This is a genomic window from Campylobacter concisus (assembly GCF_002913945.1).
Lineage (GTDB): Bacteria > Campylobacterota > Campylobacteria > Campylobacterales > Campylobacteraceae > Campylobacter_A > Campylobacter_A concisus_P.
In genome coordinates this window covers 32,248-54,397 of record NZ_POZK01000017.1, presented here as the reverse complement: position 1 = coordinate 54,397, position 22,150 = coordinate 32,248, and the positions used below count along the sequence as shown (strand labels likewise).

22 protein-coding genes are annotated in these 22,150 nt (G+C 38.9%); 12 read left to right on the top strand and 10 right to left on the bottom strand.

Annotation, left to right across the window (positions count from 1 at the left end):
• Positions 1-24: 24 nt before the first annotated feature.
• Together CYP64_RS03465 and CYP64_RS03460 are read left to right on the top strand one after the other, a co-directional pair.
• Complete coding sequence (locus CYP64_RS03465) at positions 25-1,170, top strand: toxin-antitoxin system YwqK family antitoxin (protein WP_103648692.1); 1,146 nt, start codon at positions 25-27, stop codon at positions 1,168-1,170.
• A 232-nt stretch (positions 1,171-1,402) separates the two neighbouring features.
• The gene (locus tag CYP64_RS03460) at positions 1,403-2,170 is read left to right on the top strand and encodes a M3 family metallopeptidase (RefSeq protein ID WP_103648783.1); all 768 of its coding nucleotides are present in this window, start codon (positions 1,403-1,405) and stop codon (positions 2,168-2,170) included.
• 9 nt (positions 2,171-2,179) lie between these two features.
• Here the strand turns inward: CYP64_RS03460 and CYP64_RS03455 are convergent, their stop codons facing one another.
• The 9 genes from CYP64_RS03455 to CYP64_RS03415 form a co-directional block, all read right to left on the bottom strand.
• Complete coding sequence (locus CYP64_RS03455) at positions 2,180-2,602, bottom strand: Sua5 YciO YrdC YwlC family protein (protein ID WP_085658693.1); 423 nt, start codon at positions 2,600-2,602, stop codon at positions 2,180-2,182.
• Entirely contained in the window at positions 2,599-3,486 is an 888-nt protein-coding gene (locus CYP64_RS03450; RefSeq protein WP_103648691.1) for a DMT family transporter, read from the bottom strand. The genes CYP64_RS03455 and CYP64_RS03450 overlap by 4 nt, the downstream gene beginning before the upstream one ends.
• A 5-nt stretch (positions 3,487-3,491) precedes the next feature.
• Positions 3,492-4,169: a DUF799 domain-containing protein gene (locus tag CYP64_RS03445; protein WP_103648690.1), complete on the bottom strand. Its 678-nt coding sequence runs from the start codon at positions 4,167-4,169 to the stop codon at positions 3,492-3,494.
• On the bottom strand, positions 4,159-4,563 hold the full coding sequence (locus tag CYP64_RS03440; protein WP_103648689.1) for a DUF4810 domain-containing protein: 405 nt from the start codon (positions 4,561-4,563) through the stop codon (positions 4,159-4,161). The genes CYP64_RS03445 and CYP64_RS03440 overlap by 11 nt, the downstream gene beginning before the upstream one ends.
• Positions 4,548-5,216, bottom strand: a complete 669-nt coding sequence (locus CYP64_RS03435; protein ID WP_103648688.1) for a CsgG/HfaB family protein — start codon at positions 5,214-5,216, stop codon at positions 4,548-4,550. Before CYP64_RS03435 ends, CYP64_RS03440 begins: the two co-directional genes overlap by 16 nt.
• Positions 5,217-5,263: 47 nt before the next feature.
• Entirely contained in the window at positions 5,264-6,622 is a 1,359-nt protein-coding gene (locus CYP64_RS03430) for an MATE family efflux transporter (RefSeq protein ID WP_103648687.1), read from the bottom strand.
• Between the two features lie 77 nt (positions 6,623-6,699).
• Positions 6,700-8,031, bottom strand: coding sequence for an acetyl-CoA carboxylase biotin carboxylase subunit (locus tag CYP64_RS03425; RefSeq protein WP_072595397.1), 1,332 nt, complete (start codon positions 8,029-8,031; stop codon positions 6,700-6,702).
• Positions 8,031-8,477, bottom strand: coding sequence for an acetyl-CoA carboxylase biotin carboxyl carrier protein (gene accB / locus CYP64_RS03420; protein ID WP_084041901.1), 447 nt, complete (start codon positions 8,475-8,477; stop codon positions 8,031-8,033). The genes CYP64_RS03425 and accB overlap by 1 nt, the downstream gene beginning before the upstream one ends.
• 109 nt (positions 8,478-8,586) lie before the next feature.
• A complete protein-coding gene (locus CYP64_RS03415) occupies positions 8,587-9,429 on the bottom strand; it encodes a DUF3737 family protein (RefSeq protein ID WP_103648686.1) in 843 nt (280 codons plus the stop codon).
• Between the two features lie 118 nt (positions 9,430-9,547).
• On the opposite strand from CYP64_RS03415, the gene dcd reads away from it, so the two are divergent.
• The 9 genes from dcd to CYP64_RS03370 all read left to right on the top strand — a co-directional run bounded on the left by dcd (position 9,548) and on the right by CYP64_RS03370 (position 18,039).
• Complete coding sequence (gene dcd, locus CYP64_RS03410) at positions 9,548-10,108, top strand: dCTP deaminase (RefSeq protein ID WP_021091674.1); 561 nt, start codon at positions 9,548-9,550, stop codon at positions 10,106-10,108.
• Between the two features lie 4 nt (positions 10,109-10,112).
• On the top strand, positions 10,113-10,700 hold the full coding sequence (locus CYP64_RS03405) for a formyltransferase family protein (RefSeq protein ID WP_103648685.1): 588 nt from the start codon (positions 10,113-10,115) through the stop codon (positions 10,698-10,700).
• Between the two features lie 181 nt (positions 10,701-10,881).
• A complete protein-coding gene (gene pseB, locus CYP64_RS03400) occupies positions 10,882-11,877 on the top strand; it encodes a UDP-N-acetylglucosamine 4,6-dehydratase (inverting) (protein ID WP_103648684.1) in 996 nt (331 codons plus the stop codon).
• Positions 11,874-12,986, top strand: coding sequence for a UDP-4-amino-4,6-dideoxy-N-acetyl-beta-L-altrosamine transaminase (gene pseC / locus CYP64_RS03395; protein WP_103648683.1), 1,113 nt, complete (start codon positions 11,874-11,876; stop codon positions 12,984-12,986). Before pseB ends, pseC begins: the two co-directional genes overlap by 4 nt.
• A gap of 3 nt (positions 12,987-12,989) precedes the next feature.
• The gene (pseF, locus tag CYP64_RS03390; protein WP_103648682.1) at positions 12,990-13,670 is read left to right on the top strand and encodes a pseudaminic acid cytidylyltransferase; all 681 of its coding nucleotides are present in this window, start codon (positions 12,990-12,992) and stop codon (positions 13,668-13,670) included.
• Positions 13,671-14,543 carry a UDP-2,4-diacetamido-2,4,6-trideoxy-beta-L-altropyranose hydrolase gene (gene pseG / locus CYP64_RS03385; RefSeq protein WP_103648681.1) on the top strand — a complete coding sequence of 291 codons (873 nt, stop codon included), beginning with the start codon at positions 13,671-13,673 and terminating at the stop codon, positions 14,541-14,543. It abuts the gene before it with no gap.
• Positions 14,528-14,986, top strand: coding sequence for a UDP-4-amino-4,6-dideoxy-N-acetyl-beta-L-altrosamine N-acetyltransferase (pseH, locus tag CYP64_RS03380; protein WP_103648680.1), 459 nt, complete (start codon positions 14,528-14,530; stop codon positions 14,984-14,986). The genes pseG and pseH overlap by 16 nt, the downstream gene beginning before the upstream one ends.
• A gap of 3 nt (positions 14,987-14,989) precedes the next feature.
• Positions 14,990-16,021 carry a pseudaminic acid synthase gene (pseI, locus tag CYP64_RS03375; protein ID WP_103648679.1) on the top strand — a complete coding sequence of 344 codons (1,032 nt, stop codon included), beginning with the start codon at positions 14,990-14,992 and terminating at the stop codon, positions 16,019-16,021.
• Entirely contained in the window at positions 16,018-18,039 is a 2,022-nt protein-coding gene (locus CYP64_RS03370; protein ID WP_103648678.1) for a motility associated factor glycosyltransferase family protein, read from the top strand. The genes pseI and CYP64_RS03370 overlap by 4 nt, the downstream gene beginning before the upstream one ends.
• 279 nt (positions 18,040-18,318) lie before the next feature.
• On the opposite strand, the gene CYP64_RS03365 is transcribed toward CYP64_RS03370, so the two are convergent.
• Positions 18,319-19,812, bottom strand: a complete 1,494-nt coding sequence (locus tag CYP64_RS03365) for a flagellin B (RefSeq protein WP_103648677.1) — start codon at positions 19,810-19,812, stop codon at positions 18,319-18,321.
• 189 nt (positions 19,813-20,001) lie between these two features.
• Between CYP64_RS03365 and topA the strand changes: the two genes are divergently transcribed.
• Positions 20,002-22,119 (top strand): type I DNA topoisomerase, encoded by a 2,118-nt coding sequence (gene topA, locus CYP64_RS03360; RefSeq protein WP_181001681.1) that lies wholly within the window; start codon positions 20,002-20,004, stop codon positions 22,117-22,119.
• The last annotated feature ends 31 nt before the right edge of the window (positions 22,120-22,150 follow it).

Below are 22,150 nucleotides of genomic sequence, written 5' to 3'. Positions count from 1 at the left end.
AAATAAAACAAAGCAGGAAAAACCGTGAAAATCCTAAAATTTCTATTTTTACTTCCGCTTCTAGCCATCGGTGCGCAAGCACTAGAGCCAAAAGTCGTAATGAAGCCCGAAGCGAGCCTAAAAAACGGGCTTTACTACGTAAAAGGCAAGCTCTACGACGGCACGTTAAAGATGCTGCGCTACAGCGTCGAGGACCTATATGACGTAAATGCGATGGGCATGGTCTATCCGAGGCTAAAACCTTTGCCGCCCACGCTCATACGCGAGATCGACGTGCAGGGCGGCACGGCGGTGCGATACAGGGACTATTTTGACGGCAGGGACAAGCCCTCAAACGAATACCCCCTAAAAAACGGCGTCCGCGAGGGCACGGCGAAGCACTACCACGCAGATAGCGGCGCTCTGATGGGCGAGAGCGAATACAAAAATGACGTCCGCGATGGGCGCTACCGCCGCTACTACTTTGACGAGGGCGGCGCGTTAAAGCAGGAGGGCGTTTTCAGGGCGGACAAACGAGAGGGCGTATTTACCGACTATTACGTTAGCGGCGAGGTTAGCGCACGCAGTCCCTATGTGGGCGGGCTACGAAACGGCGAGGACATCGACTACTACAAAAGCAGCAAAATTAGAGGCGTGCGAACCTACAAAAATGACAAGCGAGAAGGCGCAGAAAAATGGTACTACGAAAGCGGCGCCGTGGAGGAGACGGGCGAATACAAAAACGACCGCAAACAAGGCGTTTGGAAGCGATTTTACGAAAACGGCAAAACGCGCGTGGTAGAAAATTACAAAGACGGCGAAAAGGACGGAGTCGCACGCGAATACTATCCAAGCGGTAAGCTACGAGGCGAATACGAGTACAAAGACGGCCGCCAAACGGGCGCAGGATTGGACTACTACGAGAGCGGGGTGCTGACGGCAAAAGTGATGTTTAAAAACGGGCGCTATCACGGGCTGTACGAGGAGTATCACGAAAACGGCAAGCTAAAAGCTAGAGTGATGTTTGAGGACGGGCTGGAAACCGGCACGGCGAAACACTACTACGCAAACGGCAAACTAGAGGCCGAGGGGGAGTTTGAGCGCGGTAGGCTCATCCGCGCCAAAAAATACGACGAAGCGGGCAAGCTAATCAGCGACAAGTCTGATAAAAACGGACTCCCGAGGGAATAAATACTAAAATAAGTTGCTACTGGCATCATTTGAATTTTTACCAAACCAAATATTTACGTCCTTTTATATTTTGCATATTTTAATTAGCTTTAAATCACACTACAATAGTCGTACTTAATATTAAAATTTTTATATTTATCTTTTGCTTCTTAGTCATAAAAACAGCAATCTCATTTATAAAATCATCAAAAAAGCATTAAAGGCACTGGGTGAAGATAGCTTTATAAAGCTTATGATAGACAAACACTGGATAGAAAGCGAAGTGCGAGAGAATAAAGCTGGTGGAGCATTTTTTGTGAGTTTGCCAAAATTTAAGCAACCAAGAATTTTTACCACCTACATGAATACTCTTTCGCACTTAATCCAGCAAGCTCATGAGCTTGGGCATGCTTGGCACTACTACTTGATGCGTGATCTTCCAGTTTTAAGCGCAAATTTTCCAATGAGCTTAGCCGAGAGTGCGAGTACATTTAATGAGACTCTTTTACGAAATGAGCTAAAAAAAGATGACTCACTTAGGGTAGAAATTTTATGGCAGGAGCTAAAAAGCGCTGCAAATTTTTTACTTCATATAAGCGTTAGATATGAGTTTGAGACTGGTTTTATAAAGCTGCGACAAAAAGGTCAAGTCAGCAAAAAAGATGCAAACGATCTTTTAAAACAAGCTTGGGATAAATTTTATAAAGACAGCACGAGCGATGTTGAAGAATTTTTGCCATATTTTAAGCCACATTTTTATAAAACAGATAACTATATCTACAACTATCCTTATAGTGTCGGTTATCTGCTATCACAATTTTTTCTAAGTGAGTTTAAAAAAGATGAAGCAAAATTTTGCAAAATTTATAAACAATTTTTAATAGAGTGTGGCACGAAAAGCGTAGAAGAGCTAGTGAAAAAACACTTTAAAAAAGATACGACAAAGTGCGAATTTTGGCTGATTGGCATAGATGAAGCACTAAAAAATTTAGATGAGTTTAAAAAGGTAGTGACCGTATAAATTCACTAGTTATCTTAAACGTTTTATTTTTTTTCGAGAAATTTTATAAATTTTTGATGGAGCATCTTCGAAAAAATGATCATCTACTATTTCATCAGCCACGCTCATAGCCCAAGCTTCATTAAAATTTTGCCCATTTTTGTTCGCACTACTTGAATAAAGCCAGTCAAATTTAGCTAAAAATTTTTCGTGCTCGCACTCTTTTACGACTCTAATAGCCTTTAAATTTGGATACAAAAATGTAGCTTTTCTTGAACGGCGTATAAAATTTTTATACTTTTTTGGTACTCTAACAAGCTCATTTAAAACGCTAAATTTCGCCGTCGTGATAAGGCAAGGCTTATTTTCATCACGCATTTTGGCCTTATTTATCTCTTTATAATTTTTACTCAAAAAGCCAGCTGTTGTATCGGTTTGTGCTAGAAATATCATATTTTTTCTCTTTTTGATAGTAAAAATATACAAGAGATTATTAGGGCAAATCCCAAAAAGTCCCAAAATACAAATTTTGTTCCAAGCCAAAAATAGCCAAGAAATGCCGCACTTAGTGGCTCTATGCAGGCTAATAAACTAGCTTTTGCTGCGCCTATTAGCTTAACACCTATCATATAAAAGCTAAATGCAAAAATGGTGCCAAGCGTAATAACAGCAATAAATGCCAGCCATTGATTTATACCATTAAGCCCAGCAAAATCCCAAACTCTCATATAGCAAGCAAGCACTACTCCGCCCATAACCATGCCCCAGCCAAGCGTGAGAGTGACTGAATATTTCGTATTTAGCCTTGCTGGAGCAAGATTATAAACACAAACACAAATGGCACTCACCAAGCACCAAAACAAGGCCTTTGGCGAAATGACAAGAGATGAAATTTGAGCATGTGTGCTCAGGAAAAATACGCCAAGCATAGCTAAAAATAGAGCTAAAATTTCAAGTTTTCTTGGGAAACGTTTTTCTTTTATGCAAATGACCATTAAAATTAAAGCAGGAGCAGTGTATTGAATAACAGTCGCAACTGCGGCATTTGAAAGCTCGATGGAGTAAAAATAAGCGTACTGCGTCATCATAAGCCCAAGCAGGGCATAGACTAAAAACTCGCTAAGGAGCTTTATATCTTTAATCGGAGCAAAAACGGTACTTGGTTCTTTAAAAGCATAAAAAATCACAATAACAATGCCAGCTAGCATCAGTCTATATGGCACCAAAAAATCAGAATTTATACCAAGTGAAAATAGATACTGCCCACAAACCCCACTAAATCCCCAAAGGATACCGCCAACTAAAGTAAGGAGTATCCCAAGACGATGAGTATTCATTAAATTTATCTATCTTTATGAAGCTGTGCATCTTTGCCGTAATACGGCGAATATGGTCCATAAAGTATGCAGTTATGGCAATCTCTTGAAAATAAATAAGCATCTGCCATCACTGCTAGATCGTATGATCTATCTGAGATGGTATTTGCCACCTGCGAGATGACGGCTGAGACTAACATGCCAAGTAGGCTGCTTTGGCCACTACTGCTATCTTCTGCTGCTATGGCACTGCCTTGCCAAAGAGTAGCGCCACTTTTTATATCGATAAGCTTTGCTTCAAGAATGACCTTTGTAGAGCTTGAGATGACTGCATAGCTCGTACCATAATCTTTTATATTGATGTAAAGCACACTATCGGCATGGAAAATTTTATCAAGCTTATTTAGCGACACGGCTGCGATCTCGCTTGGCTCGGTTATACCATTTAGCTTAAAGGTATCATTTACAAGAGCCACTGGAAATACATAGTATCCTGCTTCACTTAGTGGTGCGACTGCATTTGCTAAAACAGCAGCTGGACCTGAAATTTCTGTGCTATCGTTTGTTGGCATAAGCACTAAGATAGAGTGAGGTCTTTTTTGTAAAAATTCTGAGTAGTCGTATGGCTCAGGCTCTTTTATAGAGCAGCCCGTAAAAAATACTGCTAAAAATGCAAAGGCTATAAATTTCAGGCTATTTTTCATTATTTGCCCCCTCTTTTTGCTCTACTTTTTTTGGAGTCAAATTTTTAGAGCCTTTGATGAAATTTATATACTCCCTTGACTCTGGGAAATTCTCTACTTCTTTGTCAAAATTTGCATTTGCAGCGCCTAAATTTCCGTTATTTAAGTATAAAAGTCCAAGGTGTGCATATACGCCAGGAGCGATCTTATAGCCCTTTTGTATTGATATCTGCACCAAATTTTCTAAGCGTGAAATTTGCTCGTTTGTATCGCCCTCTTCATTTAGATAACTATATAGCGAGCTACTATATGATCCATCCCAATAATAAAGTGATCTTGGGCCGTTTGAATGACCGCAACCCGCTAAAAATAGTGCAAAAAGCGCGAGGCCGGCAAGCTTTATTTTACTTGCCATGCTCCACTTTCTATGCCATTTACTAGATTATTTACCGCTTCAATAATAGCTAGACTTAAAACCTTGCCATTTAGCGTAGAGTCGTATCCTGCTGTGCCACCAAAGCCGATGATCTCTCTGTTTGAAAGGGTGTATTCGCCAGCGCCGCTAACCGAATAGACAACTTCAGCCGTTTTGGTATCAACGATATTTAAATTTACCTTTGAATAGGCAGTTTGTTGCTTGCCTTTGCCAAGTATGCCAAATAGCTGATGATCGCCCGTAGTTTTTCGCCCAAACTCAGTCACATCACCAGTTATCACGTATCTTGCACCTTTTAGATTTTGAGCTGTTTTACTTAGCTCGCTCTCTTGTTTGATCACTTTCATATTTGATCTATCAAGCACCAAAAATCTGCCACTTTGCTGTAAATTTGTGATCAAAATGCTTTGAGCTTGGTTGCCAAGCCTGTCCTCGCCATCAGCAAATACACCATTTTGGTAAGCTGATTGATTATTAAATCGACCTATCGAAACTGAAATTTTTTGGCCATTGTAAGCTGTGCCATAGCTTGCTACTTTTGGGGTCTCAACAACCCTTGAACTCTCACTCGCACACCCAGCAAAAAGAGCTGCCGTAAGCAAAACTACACCAAATTTAAATACATTTTTCATTTTTTATCCTTTGCGACAAAATCGCTTGTATATTACTAAATTTCTTTTTAAATAGCTTTAAATTTCATCCATGTGCCTTTTAAGTATCTAATCGTAAAAAGCACCGCCTTTACAGCCCAGTCAGCAAACATTGCAAACCAAGTACCTATCATGCCAAGATCAAATGTGAGTGCAAAGATATAGGCCAAGATGACTCTACAAGCAAACATACAAACTAAATTTACAATCATCGGATATTTAGCATCCCCTGCAGCACGAAAAACGGTTGGATATGTGTAGGCAAGTGGCCAAATAAGGCACATCGCGATGCCGTGATACCAGACGATCTGCCTTGTTAAATTTATGGCTTCACTTGAGAGATTATAAACAAGAAGCAATGGCTCAAGTAAAAGCAAAATTACTGCTGTGCTAAAAAGCTGGACAATATAGATGCTTATCATCGACTTTCTTACGTAAAATTTAGCCTGAGCAAAGTCATTTGCGCCAACACACCTTGAGATAACCACACTAAGCCCTGTTCCTATCGCCATACCAGGAAGTACTTGAAACATCACGATCGTCCCTCCCACGGCATTTGCAGCGATACTTGCCGTACCAAAGAGAGAAACTAAACTTAAAACAATAATGCGCCCCACGTAAAACATAGAATTTTCAAAACCATAAGGCACTCCGATATTTAAAATTTTCTTGATGATCTCGTAGTCAAATTTATAGATAAAGCTCTTTCTTATGTGAAGTTTTAGTCTTATATCAAGAAGCAAATAGACTATGACAAAGCAAGCAAGTATCTTGGCTATAAGCGTACTGATGGCGATACCTAAAATGCCTGTATGAAATGTATAAATACTAATGGCAGTTAGAAGTACATTTAATAAATTTGCAGCCGCCATAATATACATAGGTAGCTTTGCGTTTGACATCGTGCGAAAGATCGCCGCAGCTGCTGCATAGACAGCCAAAAATGGTGCAGAAATAGCTGAGAAAACAAGATAGTGACTAGCATCATGCCTTACTTGCTCACCAATATCGCCAAAGACATAATCTAGAATAATATCTTTTAAAACTATGATGACCGCTGCGATAAAAAGGGCAAAGATAAAACTAAACCAAACGAGCTGATTTGCTGTGATTTTGGCGTTGCCACTTTGTTTATTACCAAGATACTGGCTAGCAACCACTGAGCCGCCAGTAGCGATAGCAGTAAATATGCTAATAAATAGCGCCATAACAAATTCCACAAGACTAATCGCACTTACAGCACTTTCGCTAACACTTGCTGCCATTAGCGAGTTTGCAAGCCCTAAGCTATACTCTAAAAACTGCTCAACCGCAATAGGGAAAAATAGCTTCGCAAGATCAGCATTTGAGAAAAATTTTGTATTTTGATCTTTGATTTTGTTTACCATGCTTCCCCTAAGATAAACTTAAAAATTTTAATATATTTAAGCCAAGATCTGCTTTTTGCAAATCCTGACTTAAAAATTTAGTGTCTTGAAAGATAATTTGTATCGTAGTTATTGCTTAAAAAGTCTTTGTTTTCCATCATAGCGATGTGAAAATCTTTTGTTGTTTTTATGCCATTTATTATGAGCTGATCAAGAGCTACTTTCATCTTGTGGATTGCTCTGTTTCTATCAGTGTCCCAAACTACGAGCTTACCGATCATACTGTCGTAATACGGTGGTATAGAGTAGTCTTGATAGATATGGCTATCCATTCTAACATTGCGGCCACCTGGGCAGACATATTTTGTGATCTTTCCAGGACACGGAGTAAAAGTATTTGGATCTTCAGCTGTTATCCTGCACTCAATCGCATGACCTTTTAGCTCAATGCTCTCTTGTGATGGTAGTGCCTCGCCTTCAGCCACTTTTATCATAAGCTCGATGATATCGAGTCCGCTTACCATTTCGCTCACTGTGTGCTCAACTTGAAGTCTTGTATTCATCTCAATGAAGTAAAAGTCTAAATTTTTATCAACCAAAAACTCAAACGTACCAGCCCCCTCGTAGCCGATCGCTTTTGCCGCTTTTATGGCAGTTTCGTGAAGTCTCTCTCTTGTCTTTTCATCAAGCAAAATAGCTGGGCTTTCTTCGATCAGCTTTTGGTGGCGACGTTGCATAGAGCAGTCACGCTCGCCGATGTGAAGCACATTGCCATGGCTATCGCCAATTACTTGAACTTCGATGTGGCGTGGGTTTAGGATATATTTTTCCATATACATTGTTCCATCACCAAATGCACTCATAGCTTCGCTCTCAGCAGACCAAAACGCTTTTTCTAAATCAGCCTCTTTTTCAACCACACGCATACCGCGTCCGCCACCACCTGCAGCAGCTTTTAAAATGACTGGATAGCCTATCTTTTTGGCTAGCTCTTTTGCTGCTTTTGTGTCAGCCACAGCACCGTCTGAGCCAGGTATGACTGGTACACCAGCTCTTTGCATGACTTGCTTTGCCTTACTTTTATCACTCATCAAAGCCATCGCAGCGACACTTGGTCCTATAAATTTGATCTTGTGATGTGAGCAAATTTCAACAAAATTTTGATTTTCGCTTAAAAAGCCATATCCAGGAAAAATAGCGTCTGCTTCGCTGATCTCAGCCGCACTTATGATAGCTGGGATATTTAGATAGCTATCGCTTGAACGCTCTTTGCCGATGCAAATGGCCACGTCGGCATATTTTACGTAAAGTGCGTCTTTATCAGCGGTTGAATAGACTACAACGGCTTCTTTACCCATCTCCTTTATCGTTCGCAAAGCACGAAGAGCGATTTCGCCTCGGTTTGCGATTAAAATTCTTTTTAATTCCATTAATTTTTCTCCACGCCAAATAAAGGCAATCCAAACTCAACTGGCTGTCCGTCAGAGACTAGCATCTCAGTGATCTGGCAGTCAAACTCAGCCTCGATCTCGTTCATGATCTTCATAGCCTCGATGATACCTACTACATCGCCTTTTCTTACTCTTTGGCCTACTTTTACAAACGGAGCAGCGCCTGGGCTTGGAGCGGCATAGAAAGTACCTACCATAGGAGATTTTATGCTATCTTTTGGCGAGTTTGCAGCTGGTTTTACCTCTGAATTAACGACTACATTTACAGGTGCTGGAGCTGGTGCTTGTGCTGCTGGTTTAGCAGGCGCGCAATAATCTGAAAATTTTTCAAGCTCTACCTCAAAATCACCACTTTTTATTTTGATATGATTCATCTCCATATCATTAAAAAATTCGATAAGCTCTTTTATATCTTCTTTTTTCATAGAAATTTCTCCTAAATTTTTATATAAGCGTCTAATTGTAGCGAAAATTAGATAAAAATTTTTTTTATGAAGCAAAAACAACAACTCAAAGTTACTCTTTTTTACTAAGTTATTTTTCAGTAATAATTATCTTAATACCTTTAGTATCAACTAAATTTTCATCGATGATGATCTCGTCTATCTTTGCTACCCTTATTGCGCCACTTTTTGGATTTTTTATGCTTTTTATCGCTCCGCTTATGCTCACATCGACACTTGAATATTCAAACGCAAGACTCGTATCCATAAAAATGCAATCTTTTACGACTAAATTTTCCACGTAACAAAGTGCTTGCAAGCTCTTTATCGTGCAGTTTATAAGCGTCACATTTTTTGAGTTCCAAGCCAGATATTCGCCTGAGATGAGGCAATTTTGCGCGGTCACGTTTTCGCAGTTCCAAAACGCATCTTTTGAGATGAGTTTTGAGTTTGAGATATGGACATTTTTACAACCATCAAAGCAGTAGTTTCCGTCTAAATTTAGCCCATCAATCTCTAAATTTTCACTATTTGCTCCAAAATAATCACCTCTCACAAAAATATTTTTTATCTTCACACCCTCACATCCCCAAAGTGTTTCACTAGCATCTGAGAAATTTACATTTTCTAGCGAAATTTGCGAGCTTTTTCTAAAGCTTTTTGGAGCGTTGATAACCATATCTTTAAAGCTTAAATTTGTACTGTACCACATGCCAGCCCTTGCTAGAGGCTCGAAGTATCCGCCATTTAGCGTGACATCGCTTGCGTACCAAAGTGGGTATTTGTAGGCAAAAACGCACTCATTTAGCTTTAAAATTGAACTATGCTTTAGTGGCGACTCGCCATCTTCAAAGATACAATTTGTGAAATTTACACTTTTTGCCCCAAACATCGCACGCTCGCCAGTAAAAATTTCTGCATTTTTCTCTTGCATTTTTGTCCTTTATTAATTTTTGCTGTTAAAATTATACTAATTTTCATCTAATTTATTCGCTTTATTAAATTTACTTTAAAGATGCAAATCGTTATAATCGCCCAAAAAAGGAGCAAAAATGGGTTTAAAGTCAGATTCTTGGATAAGAAAAATGTCGGTTGAGAAAAATATGATAGTGCCGTTTGCTGAGGAACAAGTGGGTCGTGGCGTCGTTAGTTACGGCGTTTCTAGCTACGGCTACGATATCCGCGTTGGTGATGAGTTTAAAATTTTTACAAACATCGGCGGAACCGTAGTTGATCCTAAAAATTTCGACGAAAAAAACGTGGTCGATTTTAAGGGCGATGTCTGCATAGTGCCACCAAATTCTTTTGCTTTGGCGCGCACGATCGAGTACTTTAACATGCCTGATAATGTTCTAGCGATCTGCCTTGGCAAGAGTACATACGCAAGGTGTGGCATCATCGTAAATGTGACACCTTTTGAGCCGGGATTTAAGGGGCATATCACGATAGAAATTTCAAACACGACGCCACTTCCTGCAAAAATTTATGCGAACGAAGGCATCGCGCAGGTGCTATTTATCGAGGGCGATGAGCCTTGCGAGGTGACTTATGCTGACAAAAACGGCAAATACCAAGCCCAAGAGGGCATCACACTGCCAAGAATTTTGAAGTAGAAAAATGAAAATTTTGTTTCTTAGTGAGGATGAAAAACTAGCTAAATTTTTAGAAGAAGATTCAAATACGCTAGTAAAAACAATAGAAAAAATAGATGAAGAATTTGTGTTAAAAAATAAGATAGATTTTATTGTGAGTTATGGCTATAGATATATTTTGCCTTATGAAGTATTAAGACATTTTTATGGAAGAGCAATTAATTTACATATTTCGCTGTTGCCATATAATAGAGGAGCAGACCCTAATTTCTGGTCTTTTGTAGATGATACGCCAAAAGGTGTTAGTATCCATTATATGGATACTGGGCTAGATACTGGCAAAGTCATAACTCAAAAAAAGATAAGTTTTGATGCATCGAAGGAGAGTTTTGCCACCAGCTATAATACTTTGCAAGTAGAGATTCGGAAATTATTTAAGTCGTGCTGGCAGGAGATTAAGACATTAAAGTCAATTGACAACTCTAGCTGTCAAGCCATTACTAACAATGGTACTTACCATAGGGCAGCGGATAAAGAGAAGTATGTACATCTTTTGGAGGATGGCTGGAATACCAACATTGCATATTTCCTAAATAAAATAAAAAATATTTAAATTTAAAATAATTTTTATAAATCCTAAACAATAACGAAATTTTGACGAAATAGAATCTAGAAAGATAAAAATTTTTTTAATAAATTTTAAAAATTTGGCATAGCTTTTGCTTAAATTTTTATAAAATACAATTTAGATTTAGCTATTTATACCCCAAAAATAGTTAGTAAAGGGCGCAATAATGTTTAATGATAAATCAATACTAATCACTGGCGGAACAGGAAGTTTTGGTAAAAAATACACCGAAATTTTGTTAAAAAAATATAAGCCAAAAAGGCTAGTTATCTACTCACGCGACGAACTAAAGCAGTATGAAATGGCTCAAATATTTAAAGACAAGGCTATGCGTTTTTTTATAGGTGATGTAAGAGATTATAAGCGCTTAAGAACCGCAATGAATGGCATAGACTACGTCATCCATGCAGCTGCAATGAAACACGTACCAATCGCAGAATACAACCCAATGGAGTGCATCAAAACAAACATAGATGGCGCTCAAAACGTTATCGACGCCTCTTTGGAGTGTGGCGTTAGTAAGGTCATCGCTCTCTCAACTGACAAAGCTTGCAACCCTGTAAATTTATACGGGGCCACAAAACTGGCCAGCGATAAGCTCTTTGTTGCTGCAAATAACATTGTTGGGGACAAAAAGACAAGATTTAGTGTCGTAAGATATGGAAATGTCGTTGGCTCCCGTGGCTCAGTCGTGCCACTCTTTAAAAAGCTAATCGCGCAAGGCGAAAAAGAGCTTCCTATCACGCATGAGAAGATGACAAGATTTTGGATCACGCTTGAGCAAGGTGTAAATTTCGTCCTTAAAAATTTTGAGAGGATGAAAGGTGGCGAAATTTTCATACCAAAGATCCCGTCAATGACGATGATAGATCTTGCAAAAGCCCTTGCACCAGACCTTGGCGTAAGGATCATAGGCATTCGCCCAGGGGAAAAGATGCATGAGATGATGATCTCAAGAGATGACGCACATTTAACCTATGAATTTGATGATTATTACGTGATAAGTCCATCTATTCAGTTTTTAACAGCGCAAGACTTCTCGACAAATGCTCTTCATCAAAAGGGCAAACCAGTGAGCGAGGACTTTGAGTATAGCTCAAATACAAATAAAATTTGGCTCGATAGAGCAGGGCTTCTTGAGATGATAGGAGATACTAAATGATCCCTTACAGCCGTCAGCAGATCACAGAAGAGGACATAAAGGCAGTCACTGATGCCTTAAAAGATGACATCTTAACAGGTGGCCAAAAGGTTAGTAAATTTGAAGAGGAGCTGGCAAAGTATGTTGGCGTAAAGCATGTTGTAGTCATGAACTCAGCCACTTCGGCTCTTCATGTGGCTTATCTAAGCCTTGGCGTAAAAGACGGCGATGAAGTGATCACGACGCCTATAACCTTTGCAGCCACTGCAAATGCGGCTTTGATGGCAGGAGCGCAGGTCAAATTTTGCGATGTAAAAACAAATGGCAATATCGATGAAGAGAAAATTCCAGCTCTTATCACACCAAGAACGAAGGTGATAGCCGCGGTTGATTACGGCGGTAACCCCGTGGAGCTAGATAAGATCATAAATTTAGCCAAAAAATACGGCATAAAAGTGATAGATGACGCCTCTCATGCCCTTGGTAGCGTGCAAAACGGCGTAAAAGTGGGCGTTAAGGCTGATATTAGTATATTTAGCTTTCACCCTGTAAAGCCTATCACCACGCTTGAGGGCGGCGCGCTTGCTACAAACGACAATGAGCTAGCAAGGCTAGCAAGGCTATATAGAAGCCACGGCATCACCAAAACAAAGCTTTGGGATAGCGACATGAGCCTACTTGGATATAACTACAGGATAACAGACGTGGCCTGCGCTTTAGGGCTTAGTCAGCTAAAAAAACTGGACGACTTTATCGCTAAAAGAAACGAAATAGCTAAATTTTATGATGAGAAATTTAGTGGGTGCGAGTATTTTAAAACTATAACAATCCCAGCAAATACAACCAGCTCAAGGCACCTATATCCAGTGCTTTTGGATGAGAAATTTTGGGATAAAAAAGAGCAAATTTTTGAAGCACTCTTGCAAAAGGGCGTTGGCGTGCAGGTGCACTATAAGCCAACATATAAATTTAGCTTTTATAAAGCACTTCTTGGTGAAATTTCACTGCCAAATGCGGAGAAATTTTATAGCTCCGAGCTTAGCCTACCGTGCCACCACGGCATGAGCGTGGGTGATGCCAAATTTGTTGCAAGCACGCTTTTTGACGTGCTAAAAAGCTTTAGCGAGTAAAAAATGATCTGCATAATCCCAGCAAGAGGCGGCAGCAAGAGAATACCTGGCAAAAACATAAAAGACTTCTTAGGCAAGCCTTTGATCGCTTATAGCATCAAGGCTGCGTTAAATTCTAAAGTTTTTAGCGAAGTGATCGTAAGTACCGATGATGAGGCGATAGCAAATGTGGCTAGAGAATTTGGAGCTAGCGTGCCATTTTTTAGAGATGCAAACCTAAGCGATGACTATGCAACCAGCACCGACGTGATAAAAGACGTGATAAGACGCGTAAATTCTAGCTTTAGTGACGTCTGCTGCCTTTATGCTACAGCACCGCTTGTAACGGCTGAAATTTTAAAAGAGGCTGCTGGCGAGTTTAAAAAAGATGAGTGTAAATTTCTATTTTCGGCAACGGCGTTTGATTTTCCTATACAAAGGGCGATAAAGCTTGATGAAAGCGCTAGAGTTAGTATGTTTTATCCGCAGTTTGAAAAGACGCGCTCGCAAGATCTAGAGCCTGCGTTTCATGACGCTGGGGCATTTTACTTTGGCAAAAAAGAGGCTTGGCTGGAGTGTAGCGCTATCTTTGCACCACACTCAAAGGCATATTTATTGCCAAGAAATTTAGTCTGTGACATCGATACGATAGAGGATTTTGAGTTTGCTAAAAAGCTTTATTTGATAAATAATGGAAAGATTTGATTGAAAGAATTTAAAGGACTCTCGCACCTAAAAACGCTCGTGCGTGCTGATAGCAGCAGCAAGATAGGGCATGGGCACATTAGGCGAGACCTTTTGCTTGCTAAAAAATTTAACGACATCTCATTTGCGTCTTTGAGGCTAGATGGTGACATTTTTGATGAGATAAACTACCCTAAATTTAGCTTAATAAGTGACGAGATAGATGAGCTTTGCAAGCCTATAAATGTTAATAAATTTGAACTTCTTATTATTGATCACTACGGCTTTAGCTTTGAAGACGAAAGAGCTATAAAAGAAAAAACTGGCGTTAAAATTTTATCATTTGACGATACTTATGAAAAACATTTTGCAGACTATATTTTAAATGTAAATTTATATGCGCAAAAGGCAAGATATGAGGAGCTGGTAGAAAAAGGCTGCGAGGTCTTTTGCGGAAGCGAGTTTTTGCTAGTTAGAGATGAGTTTTATAAAGAAGCTAGGATAAAACGAGAGAAAATTTACGACTACGCTATTATCCTTGGAGGCACTGATATCTCTGGACTAAGCGCTAAAATATCAGAAAAACTGCTTCTAAAAGGGCTAAAAACAGCCGTCATAACTACAAGTGGAAATAAAAATTTAAGCGCACTAAAAGAGCTATCAAGTAAAAACGAAAATTTTAGCCTCTTTATAGATAGCAAAAGTGTAGCAAAGCTGATGAACGAAGCCAAAATGCTCATCATAACAGCAAGCTCGCTTGTAAATGAGGCTTATGTTTTAGGAGCTAAATTTAAAGCCATTTGCGTAGCGGATAACCAAAAAGAGATCTTTGCTTGGCTCAAAGAAAATGGATATGAAGCTTACTGGGGAGATAAAATTTGCTTGAGCTTATAAATTTTATCTCGCTTAGTGGCGAGCAAAAGTTGATGGTCTTAAAGTGGCGAAACGACGAGCGTATAGCTAAATTTATGAAAAATAAAAGCGTTGGCAAAGCGGAGCATTTTGCTTTTTTAGAGAGATTAAAGAGCATTAAAGATAAGATCTATTTTCTAGTAAAGGACGAAAGCGAATTTATTGGAGTGATAAGCTTTGTTGATATCACAAAGCAAAGCTGTGAATTTGGTGTTTATAAAAATCCGGAGCTAAAAGGTGTGGGCAAAAAGCTGCTTGATCTCATAAAAAGACTACGCTTTTTTACGCTAAAAGTTGGCTCGCTAAAGGCAAAAGCTTATAATAACAATGAAAAAGCACTCGCACTTTATGAAAATTTCGGCTTTAGGATCTACACAAAAGATAATGAATTTAGCTATCTTGAGCTTAAAAATGAAACGGACTAACGGATGAAAATAGGAAATTTTGATACAGAAAAAAAGGTCTTTATAATAGCAGAACTCTCTGCTAATCACAGCGGTAGCCTAAAAACGGCGGTAGATACAATAAAGGCAGCCAAACGTGCTGGAGCTGATGCGATAAAGCTTCAGACATATACACCTGATAGTTTGACTCTAAATTCGTGCCTAGACGACTTCGTCATAAAGGGCGGACTTTGGGATGGGAGAAATTTTTACGAGCTTTACCAAGAGGCATTAACGCCAAGAGAGTGGCATGCTGAGCTTTTTAAAGTGGCAAAAGAGGAAGGGCTTGTCTGCTTTTCAAGTCCATTTTGCAAGGATGACGCCAACTTTTTAGAGCAGCTTAACCCACCAGCTTATAAGATCGCAAGCTTTGAGGTAACGGACTATGATTTTGTAGAGTTTGTAGCCAAAAAAGGCAAGCCCATCATCATCTCAACTGGCATAGCCTATGAAGAAGAGATAAGAGATGTGGTACAAATTTGTAAAAATGCAGATAATAGTGACATCGCCCTTTTAAAATGCACTTCAAGCTACCCAGCACCGCTAAACGGCATGAATTTACAAACGATAGCTGATATGAAAGAGAAATTTGGCGTAGAGGTTGGCTTTTCTGATCACACATTAGGTGTGACAGCTCCAGTTGTTGCGGTTAGTTTGGGTGCTAGGATAATTGAAAAGCATTTTATACTTGATAAAAGCGTAAAGAGCGTTGATAGCGCATTTAGTCTTGATGAGAGCGAATTTGCTCTTATGACAAAATGCGTTAGAGAGGCCGAGGAGCTTTTAGGCAAAGTAAACTACGAGCTAGATGAAAAAGCGGTTTTAAACAGGAGATTTTCACGCTCACTTTATGCAAGCGCAGATATAAAAAAGGGTGAAATTTTTAGCGAGCAAAATATAAGGAGTGTGCGCCCAGGATATGGCTTGCACCCTAAATTTCTAAAAGAGCTGATCGGCAAAAAAGCAAAAAGAGATATAAATTTTAGCGAGAGATTAACAAAGGAGGATTTGATATGAATAATAAAAACGATAAGGCATCTAATAAAAAGGCGAAACCATCTAAAGACAATGTATCAAATATCCAAAATCCTATCTTTCAAAAAAATCTTCAAGCACTTTTTCAACAAGATGAAATTCTAGCAGCCAGGCTTTGGTCTATAACTGGCAATGAAAATTATGAAATTTTTATAGGAAAAGACCCGATTGATATAAATTTAATAAACAAGCATACTTTTAAATATATCTATGAAAATCCTGGAGCAGACATTTTAAAGCTACTTGAAGATATAGAAAGTGACTACAAACGTTATCCGATACTGTTTTTTTATGGACTAGGCAATGGCGTACTCTATAAAGCATTAGCAAAAAATGAAACGCACCAAAAAATAGTAGTTATAGAGCCAGAGATCGAGATCATATATCTTGTTTTAAATGTCATTGATCTATCAAATGAACTAGAAAGTGGGCAAATAATACTTTTTTATTCAAAATTTGCAACCTATACACATTTTTATTATCTGGTTACGGAAGCGAAACTAAACTCATATGCAAAAACCTATGATAATCTTATGATTCATATGCCTTTTTATGATCAATTTGAAGAAGACTACATAAGAATAAACAAAGAGATTACAAGAGCATTTTCTCAAATAGTAGTTGCTCACGGCAATAGCATAGATGATCTTTTATTAGGCACAAGACAAAATTGTGAAAATTTAGTGCCTATGATTAGCAATTACTGCTACACAAGTCTTGTTAAAAAAAGATATGGTCTTATGGATACGGCTATAATTGTATCAACTGGCCCAAGCCTAGATAAACAGCTTAATACACTTAAGAAATTTGCTCCATATGTTAGCATTATAAGCGTTGATGCCTCTTACCCAATCCTTGCAAGGCATGATATCAAGCCTGATTATGTAATGTCGATTGAAAGAATAGAACCAACTTCTAGTTTTTTTGAAAAAAAACATCCAAATATTGATGACAATATACACTTTATCGTTGCCTCAGTTACACACAAGCAAACTATTAAAAATATCTTGCCAAGAAAACTAGTACTAACCATGAGACCTCAACAAGAGGAGTATATGTTTGGCCTAAAAAGATATGGATATTTGGGTGTGGGGCATAGTTGTGCAAACATGGCCTACCAACTAGCCTATGTCTTAGGACATAAAAATATCGTTTTCATAGGACAGGATCTAGCTTTTGGTAAAGATGGAGCAAGCCATGCAAAAGGTCACGCTTTTGCACAAGCGGATGAAAATATATTTGTTAAAGCTTATGGCGGAGAGGGAGAGGTTAAAACAACGTATGTTTGGACTCTATTTAAAAACCAGTTTGAAAATGACATCGCCCAATCAAGCTTAGAGAATATAAAATCATATAACTGTACCGAAGGTGGTGCTAGAATAGAAGGAACTATAGAAAGGCCGTTTTTAGAAGTAATGCATGAGCTTTGCAAAGACAAAGAGATTAAAAAACTGCCTAATATAAAAAAAGATAGTGAAACGACGGTAAATAAAAACCTTTTAAAAGCCTATAAAGTCATACTTGCAAAAATAAAAGCTCAAAGTGAAGTCAAACAACAAATAGAAAAAGTCTTTTTAGAAGTAGTGCCTAGTATAGATAAGTTACTTGAGCTTAACAAAGAAAACAAAATAGCAAAAAAGCACTTTAGCGAACTTCTTAAAATAACAAAAAAAATAGATAAGCTAAAAGATGTAATTGCAAAACGTAATTATCAAAAATATGTAGATAATATATTGCAAATTTCAGTCTACTATCAAGAACTTGAGCTTGCAAAAATTTCTGTAGCACCAAGTGACACAACCATCCAAAAGACTAACAAACTTCTTATGTGGGTAAATATGCACAAATACTGGATGTTCTCTGCAGCTGGAGGTCTAAATGCTGATATTGAAGTTACTAAAAAAGCTTCAAAAACTCTTGTTGCTGAGCTTAAAAAAAGAAAAATAATAACTAAAAACGAGATAGAAAATGCGAAAGAAAATTTTATACTGAGTATATAAACCAACTTGTAAGTAAAATTATTTTACTTACAAGTTGGTTTACTAGTTTTAGTAAGTCTCTATCATGTTTAAAACCCTAGATCAAAGAAGATAAAATAGATACATTAATTATATTATTTTAGTATATAAAACCCCAAAGCTTAGCTTTGGGGCGTGGGTTTGCGTATTGTAAAAGCATTAACACTCTAAGGCTTTGACTACAACAAAGCCTCACTAAAACCTTAATTAACTACTGTAGTAGCTTCATTACGTTTTCGAGGAAACTTCACTCAGCTCCTACTATTGTAGAAGCTTCATTACGTTTTGTTGTACGCTGTTTGCTTGACTCATAGCATAAGCACCTGATTGAGCTAGTATGTTATGTTTTGAGAAGTTAGCAGACTCGCTAGCAAAGTCAACATCTCTAATTTGAGATTCTGCTGATTTTACGTTAACTTGAGTTACAGTAATGTTATTAACTGTAGCTTGAAGTTGGTTTTGAACTGAACCAAGATCTGAACGAATTTGATCTAGTGTTTTTTGAGCAGACTCAGCAATACTCATAACAGCCATCGCACCGCGAAGTGTCATAACGCCAGCAGATTGAGGTTTTGTTAAAGCTGTACTCATTCTTTGGAAACCCATAGCAGTTGCTAGGTTTTTATCTATTTGACCCCTTACATCTCTTAGAGACACTGATTGTTGAGCACCACCATCAGTAGAGAATGCTACTGATAGTTTAAATGTAGCCTCTGCAGACATCTTTATGTCTCTACCATCAAGACGAACCAAATTTAGTCTTCCAACAAAGCCTTTTGTTAAATTGTTACCTTTTCCGCCAAGTCCTTTATCAATGTCTGTACCAGTTGCAACTATAGCACGACCATCACGACTTGTTAGTACCATTTTACCTGTTTCAGCATCAACAGAAGCTTCAACGCCAGTTTGATCTTTTACAGAATTTATAGCATTTACAAGTGCACCATTTGAATCATTTGCTTTAACTTCTAGGTCGCCGATTTTAACACCATTAATCGTTAAAGATTTAATTAAACCGCCAGCGATAGCAGCACTTGCTTTCCAAGTAACATCAGCTGTAGCCCTAACACCAGTTTTGTCAGCAACTTTGTTGATATTCTCAGCAAGAGCACCAAGACCTTCACCGATGCCTGTTCCAACAGTAGCAGCTGTAACACCAACATCATTTACACCATCAACGTTTAAGAATTTAAGATTTATTTTACCCATTGCGGTAAGTAATTTTGAACTCTCAAAACGTGTAAGGCCTATCTTATCAGACGTAGTCGCACCAATACTTGCTTTAACAGTTTGGTTTGAGTAAGCACCTATTTGGAATTCTTTATTAGAGAATGTTCCGTTTAGTAGTTGCTGACCGTTAAATGAAGTAGTGTTACCGATATTGTCAAGCTCTTCCATTAGACGAACGATATCAGCTTGCAATGCTTGGCGTGATTGAGTTGTTTGGCCGTCTTGAGCTGATTGAGTAGCTTTTGTCTTGATAGTATCAAGAATTTTTAGCTGCTCGTCCATAGCTTTATCGGCAACTTGAATGATACCAATAGCATCATTACCGTTTGCAATAGCTTGACCTAAAGCTGAAGCTTGACTTCTTAAGCTATCTGCAATAGATAGACCTGAAGCATCGTCTGCAGCTGTTTGAATCCTAAGACCTGAGCTAAGTTTGTTAAGTGACTTAGATAGGTCAGTGTTGTTGCTAACTGCGTTAGCGTGTGTGTTAAGTGCGTTTACGTTTGTGTTAATACGAAAACTCATTGTAAATCCTTTTAATTTTTTTAGTTACGACTTCATGTCGCACAAAAACTATATCGTGAAATTTTTTAAAAACTTTATAGGTATGAATGAAAAATTTTTAAAAGATAGACCCTGGGCTTGATTTTTTATGCCTTGATACTTTAAAAATTATTTTTGCTACAATTACGCCAAAAAATACAAAGGCCATATATAATGAAAAGCTTAATCATCGTAGAGTCGCCTGCAAAAGCGAAGACTATAAAAAATTTCCTAGACAAGAACTACAACGTCATCGCCTCAAAAGGTCACATCAGAGACTTACCAAAAACTAGCTTTGGCATCAAGATAGAAGATGATAAATTTACCCCAGAGTACCGCGTCAGCAGCGATCACTCTGCCATCGTAAAAGAGATAAAAGAGCTCGCCAAGGGTGCAGATGAAATTTACCTCGCGACCGATGAGGATAGAGAGGGTGAGGCCATAGCGTTTCACATCGCAAATGCTATCGGCAAAGAGCCAACCAGCCTTCCTCGCATCGTCTTTCATGAGATCACTAAAAGCGCCATACAAAATGCTCTAAAAAGCCCAAGGCGTGTCGATATGAATAGCGTCAATGCCCAGCAAACAAGGCGCTTACTGGACCGCATAGTTGGCTACAAGCTAAGTCCGCTTTTAAATTTAAAGATACAAAAAGGCTTAAGCGCTGGCCGTGTGCAAAGTGCAGCCCTAAAAATAATAGTCGACCGCGAGCGTGAAATTCAGGCATTTAAGCCAGTTGAATACTACACGATCGATACATTTTTTAAAAAAGATCTAGACGCTGAACTAGTTAAATTTGAAAATCAAAAGATCGAAAAGCTCACTGTCCAAAATCCAGACCGTGCAAAATACATCATTGAAAATTTACAAAATGAGAAATTTAGCGTCCGTGAGATCGAGAGCAAGGATAGAAAGATCCAGCCAAGCCCGCCATTTATGACTTCAACACTTCAGCAAAGTGCGAGTAACCGTCTTGGCTTTAGCCCTAAAAAGACCATGATGATCGCTCAAAGTCTCTATGAAGGTGTACAAACTCATGAGGGCTTCATGGGCGCGATCACCTATATGAGAACAGATAGCTTAAATTTAGCCAAAGAAGCCGTCGCAGCCGCTAGAGAGCATATCCTTCAAAACTACGGCAAAGAGTATCTACCAGCTAAGGCAATAAGCTACACGACAAGCTCGAAGGCCGCACAGGAGGCTCACGAAGCGATCCGCCCTACAAATTTAAGCTTTACACCACAGATCGCTGCTAAATTTTTAGAAAAAGATGCGCTAAAACTTTACACGCTCATCTACAATAGATTTTTAGCATGTCAAATGAGCGCATGTGTGAGCCAAACGCAAAATGTCTATGTCGCAAGCGAAAAAGGTGAGTTTAAGATAAGTGGTAGAAAGGTGCTATTTGACGGCTTTTACAAGGTTTATGGCGAGCTTGATAAAGATAAAATTTTGCCAAATTTAAAAAAGGGCGACGAGATGAGTTTGCAAAGCATAAAAAGCACGCAAAACTTCACCGAGCCACCAGCTAGATACTCTGAAGCTGGCCTTGTTAAGAAGTTAGAGAGTCTAGGCATCGGCCGCCCAAGTACCTATGCACCGACTATCACACTGCTAACTTCAAGAGACTACGTGAGAGTCGAGAAAAAGCAGCTCATACCAAACGAGATCGCATTTAGCATGATAGGCGTTTTGGAAGAGCACTTTAGCAATATAGTTGATAGCGAATTTACCTCACATCTTGAAGAAAAGCTCGATGAAATCGCACTTGACAAGGCTGACTGGCAAAAGGTGCTAAGCGACTTTTACTATCCATTTATGGAAAAAATCAGCGCTGGCAAAACTGGCATAAAAAGCCTAAAGACAGCCACTCCTATCGGCGAGAAGTGCCCAGAGTGCGGAAGCGAACTAGTGCTTAGAAAGGGCAGATACGGCGAGTTTATCGCTTGCTCAAATTTTCCAAAATGCAAATACTCAAGAAATGTCGCAAAAGATAATGAAAAGAGCACAGAGGCCAGCACTACTGCGGCTGCTAAGCCAAAACGTGAGCTTAAAAAGCTTGATGTGCCATGTCCAAAATGTGGCGGCGAGATCGTCGAGAGATTTAGCAGGCGTGGTAAATTTTATGGATGTGCCAACTATCCAAAATGCGACTTCATCTCAAACTACGAGCCAGTCGCACAAAAATGCGACGAGTGCGGCGGCGATATGATAAAAAAGGAGCTTAAAAAGGGCACATTTATAGAGTGCACAAAATGTAAGAAAAAGACCCTTATCTCTGAAAACTAAAAAATTCTAGCCAAATTTGAGTCCTTGAGCC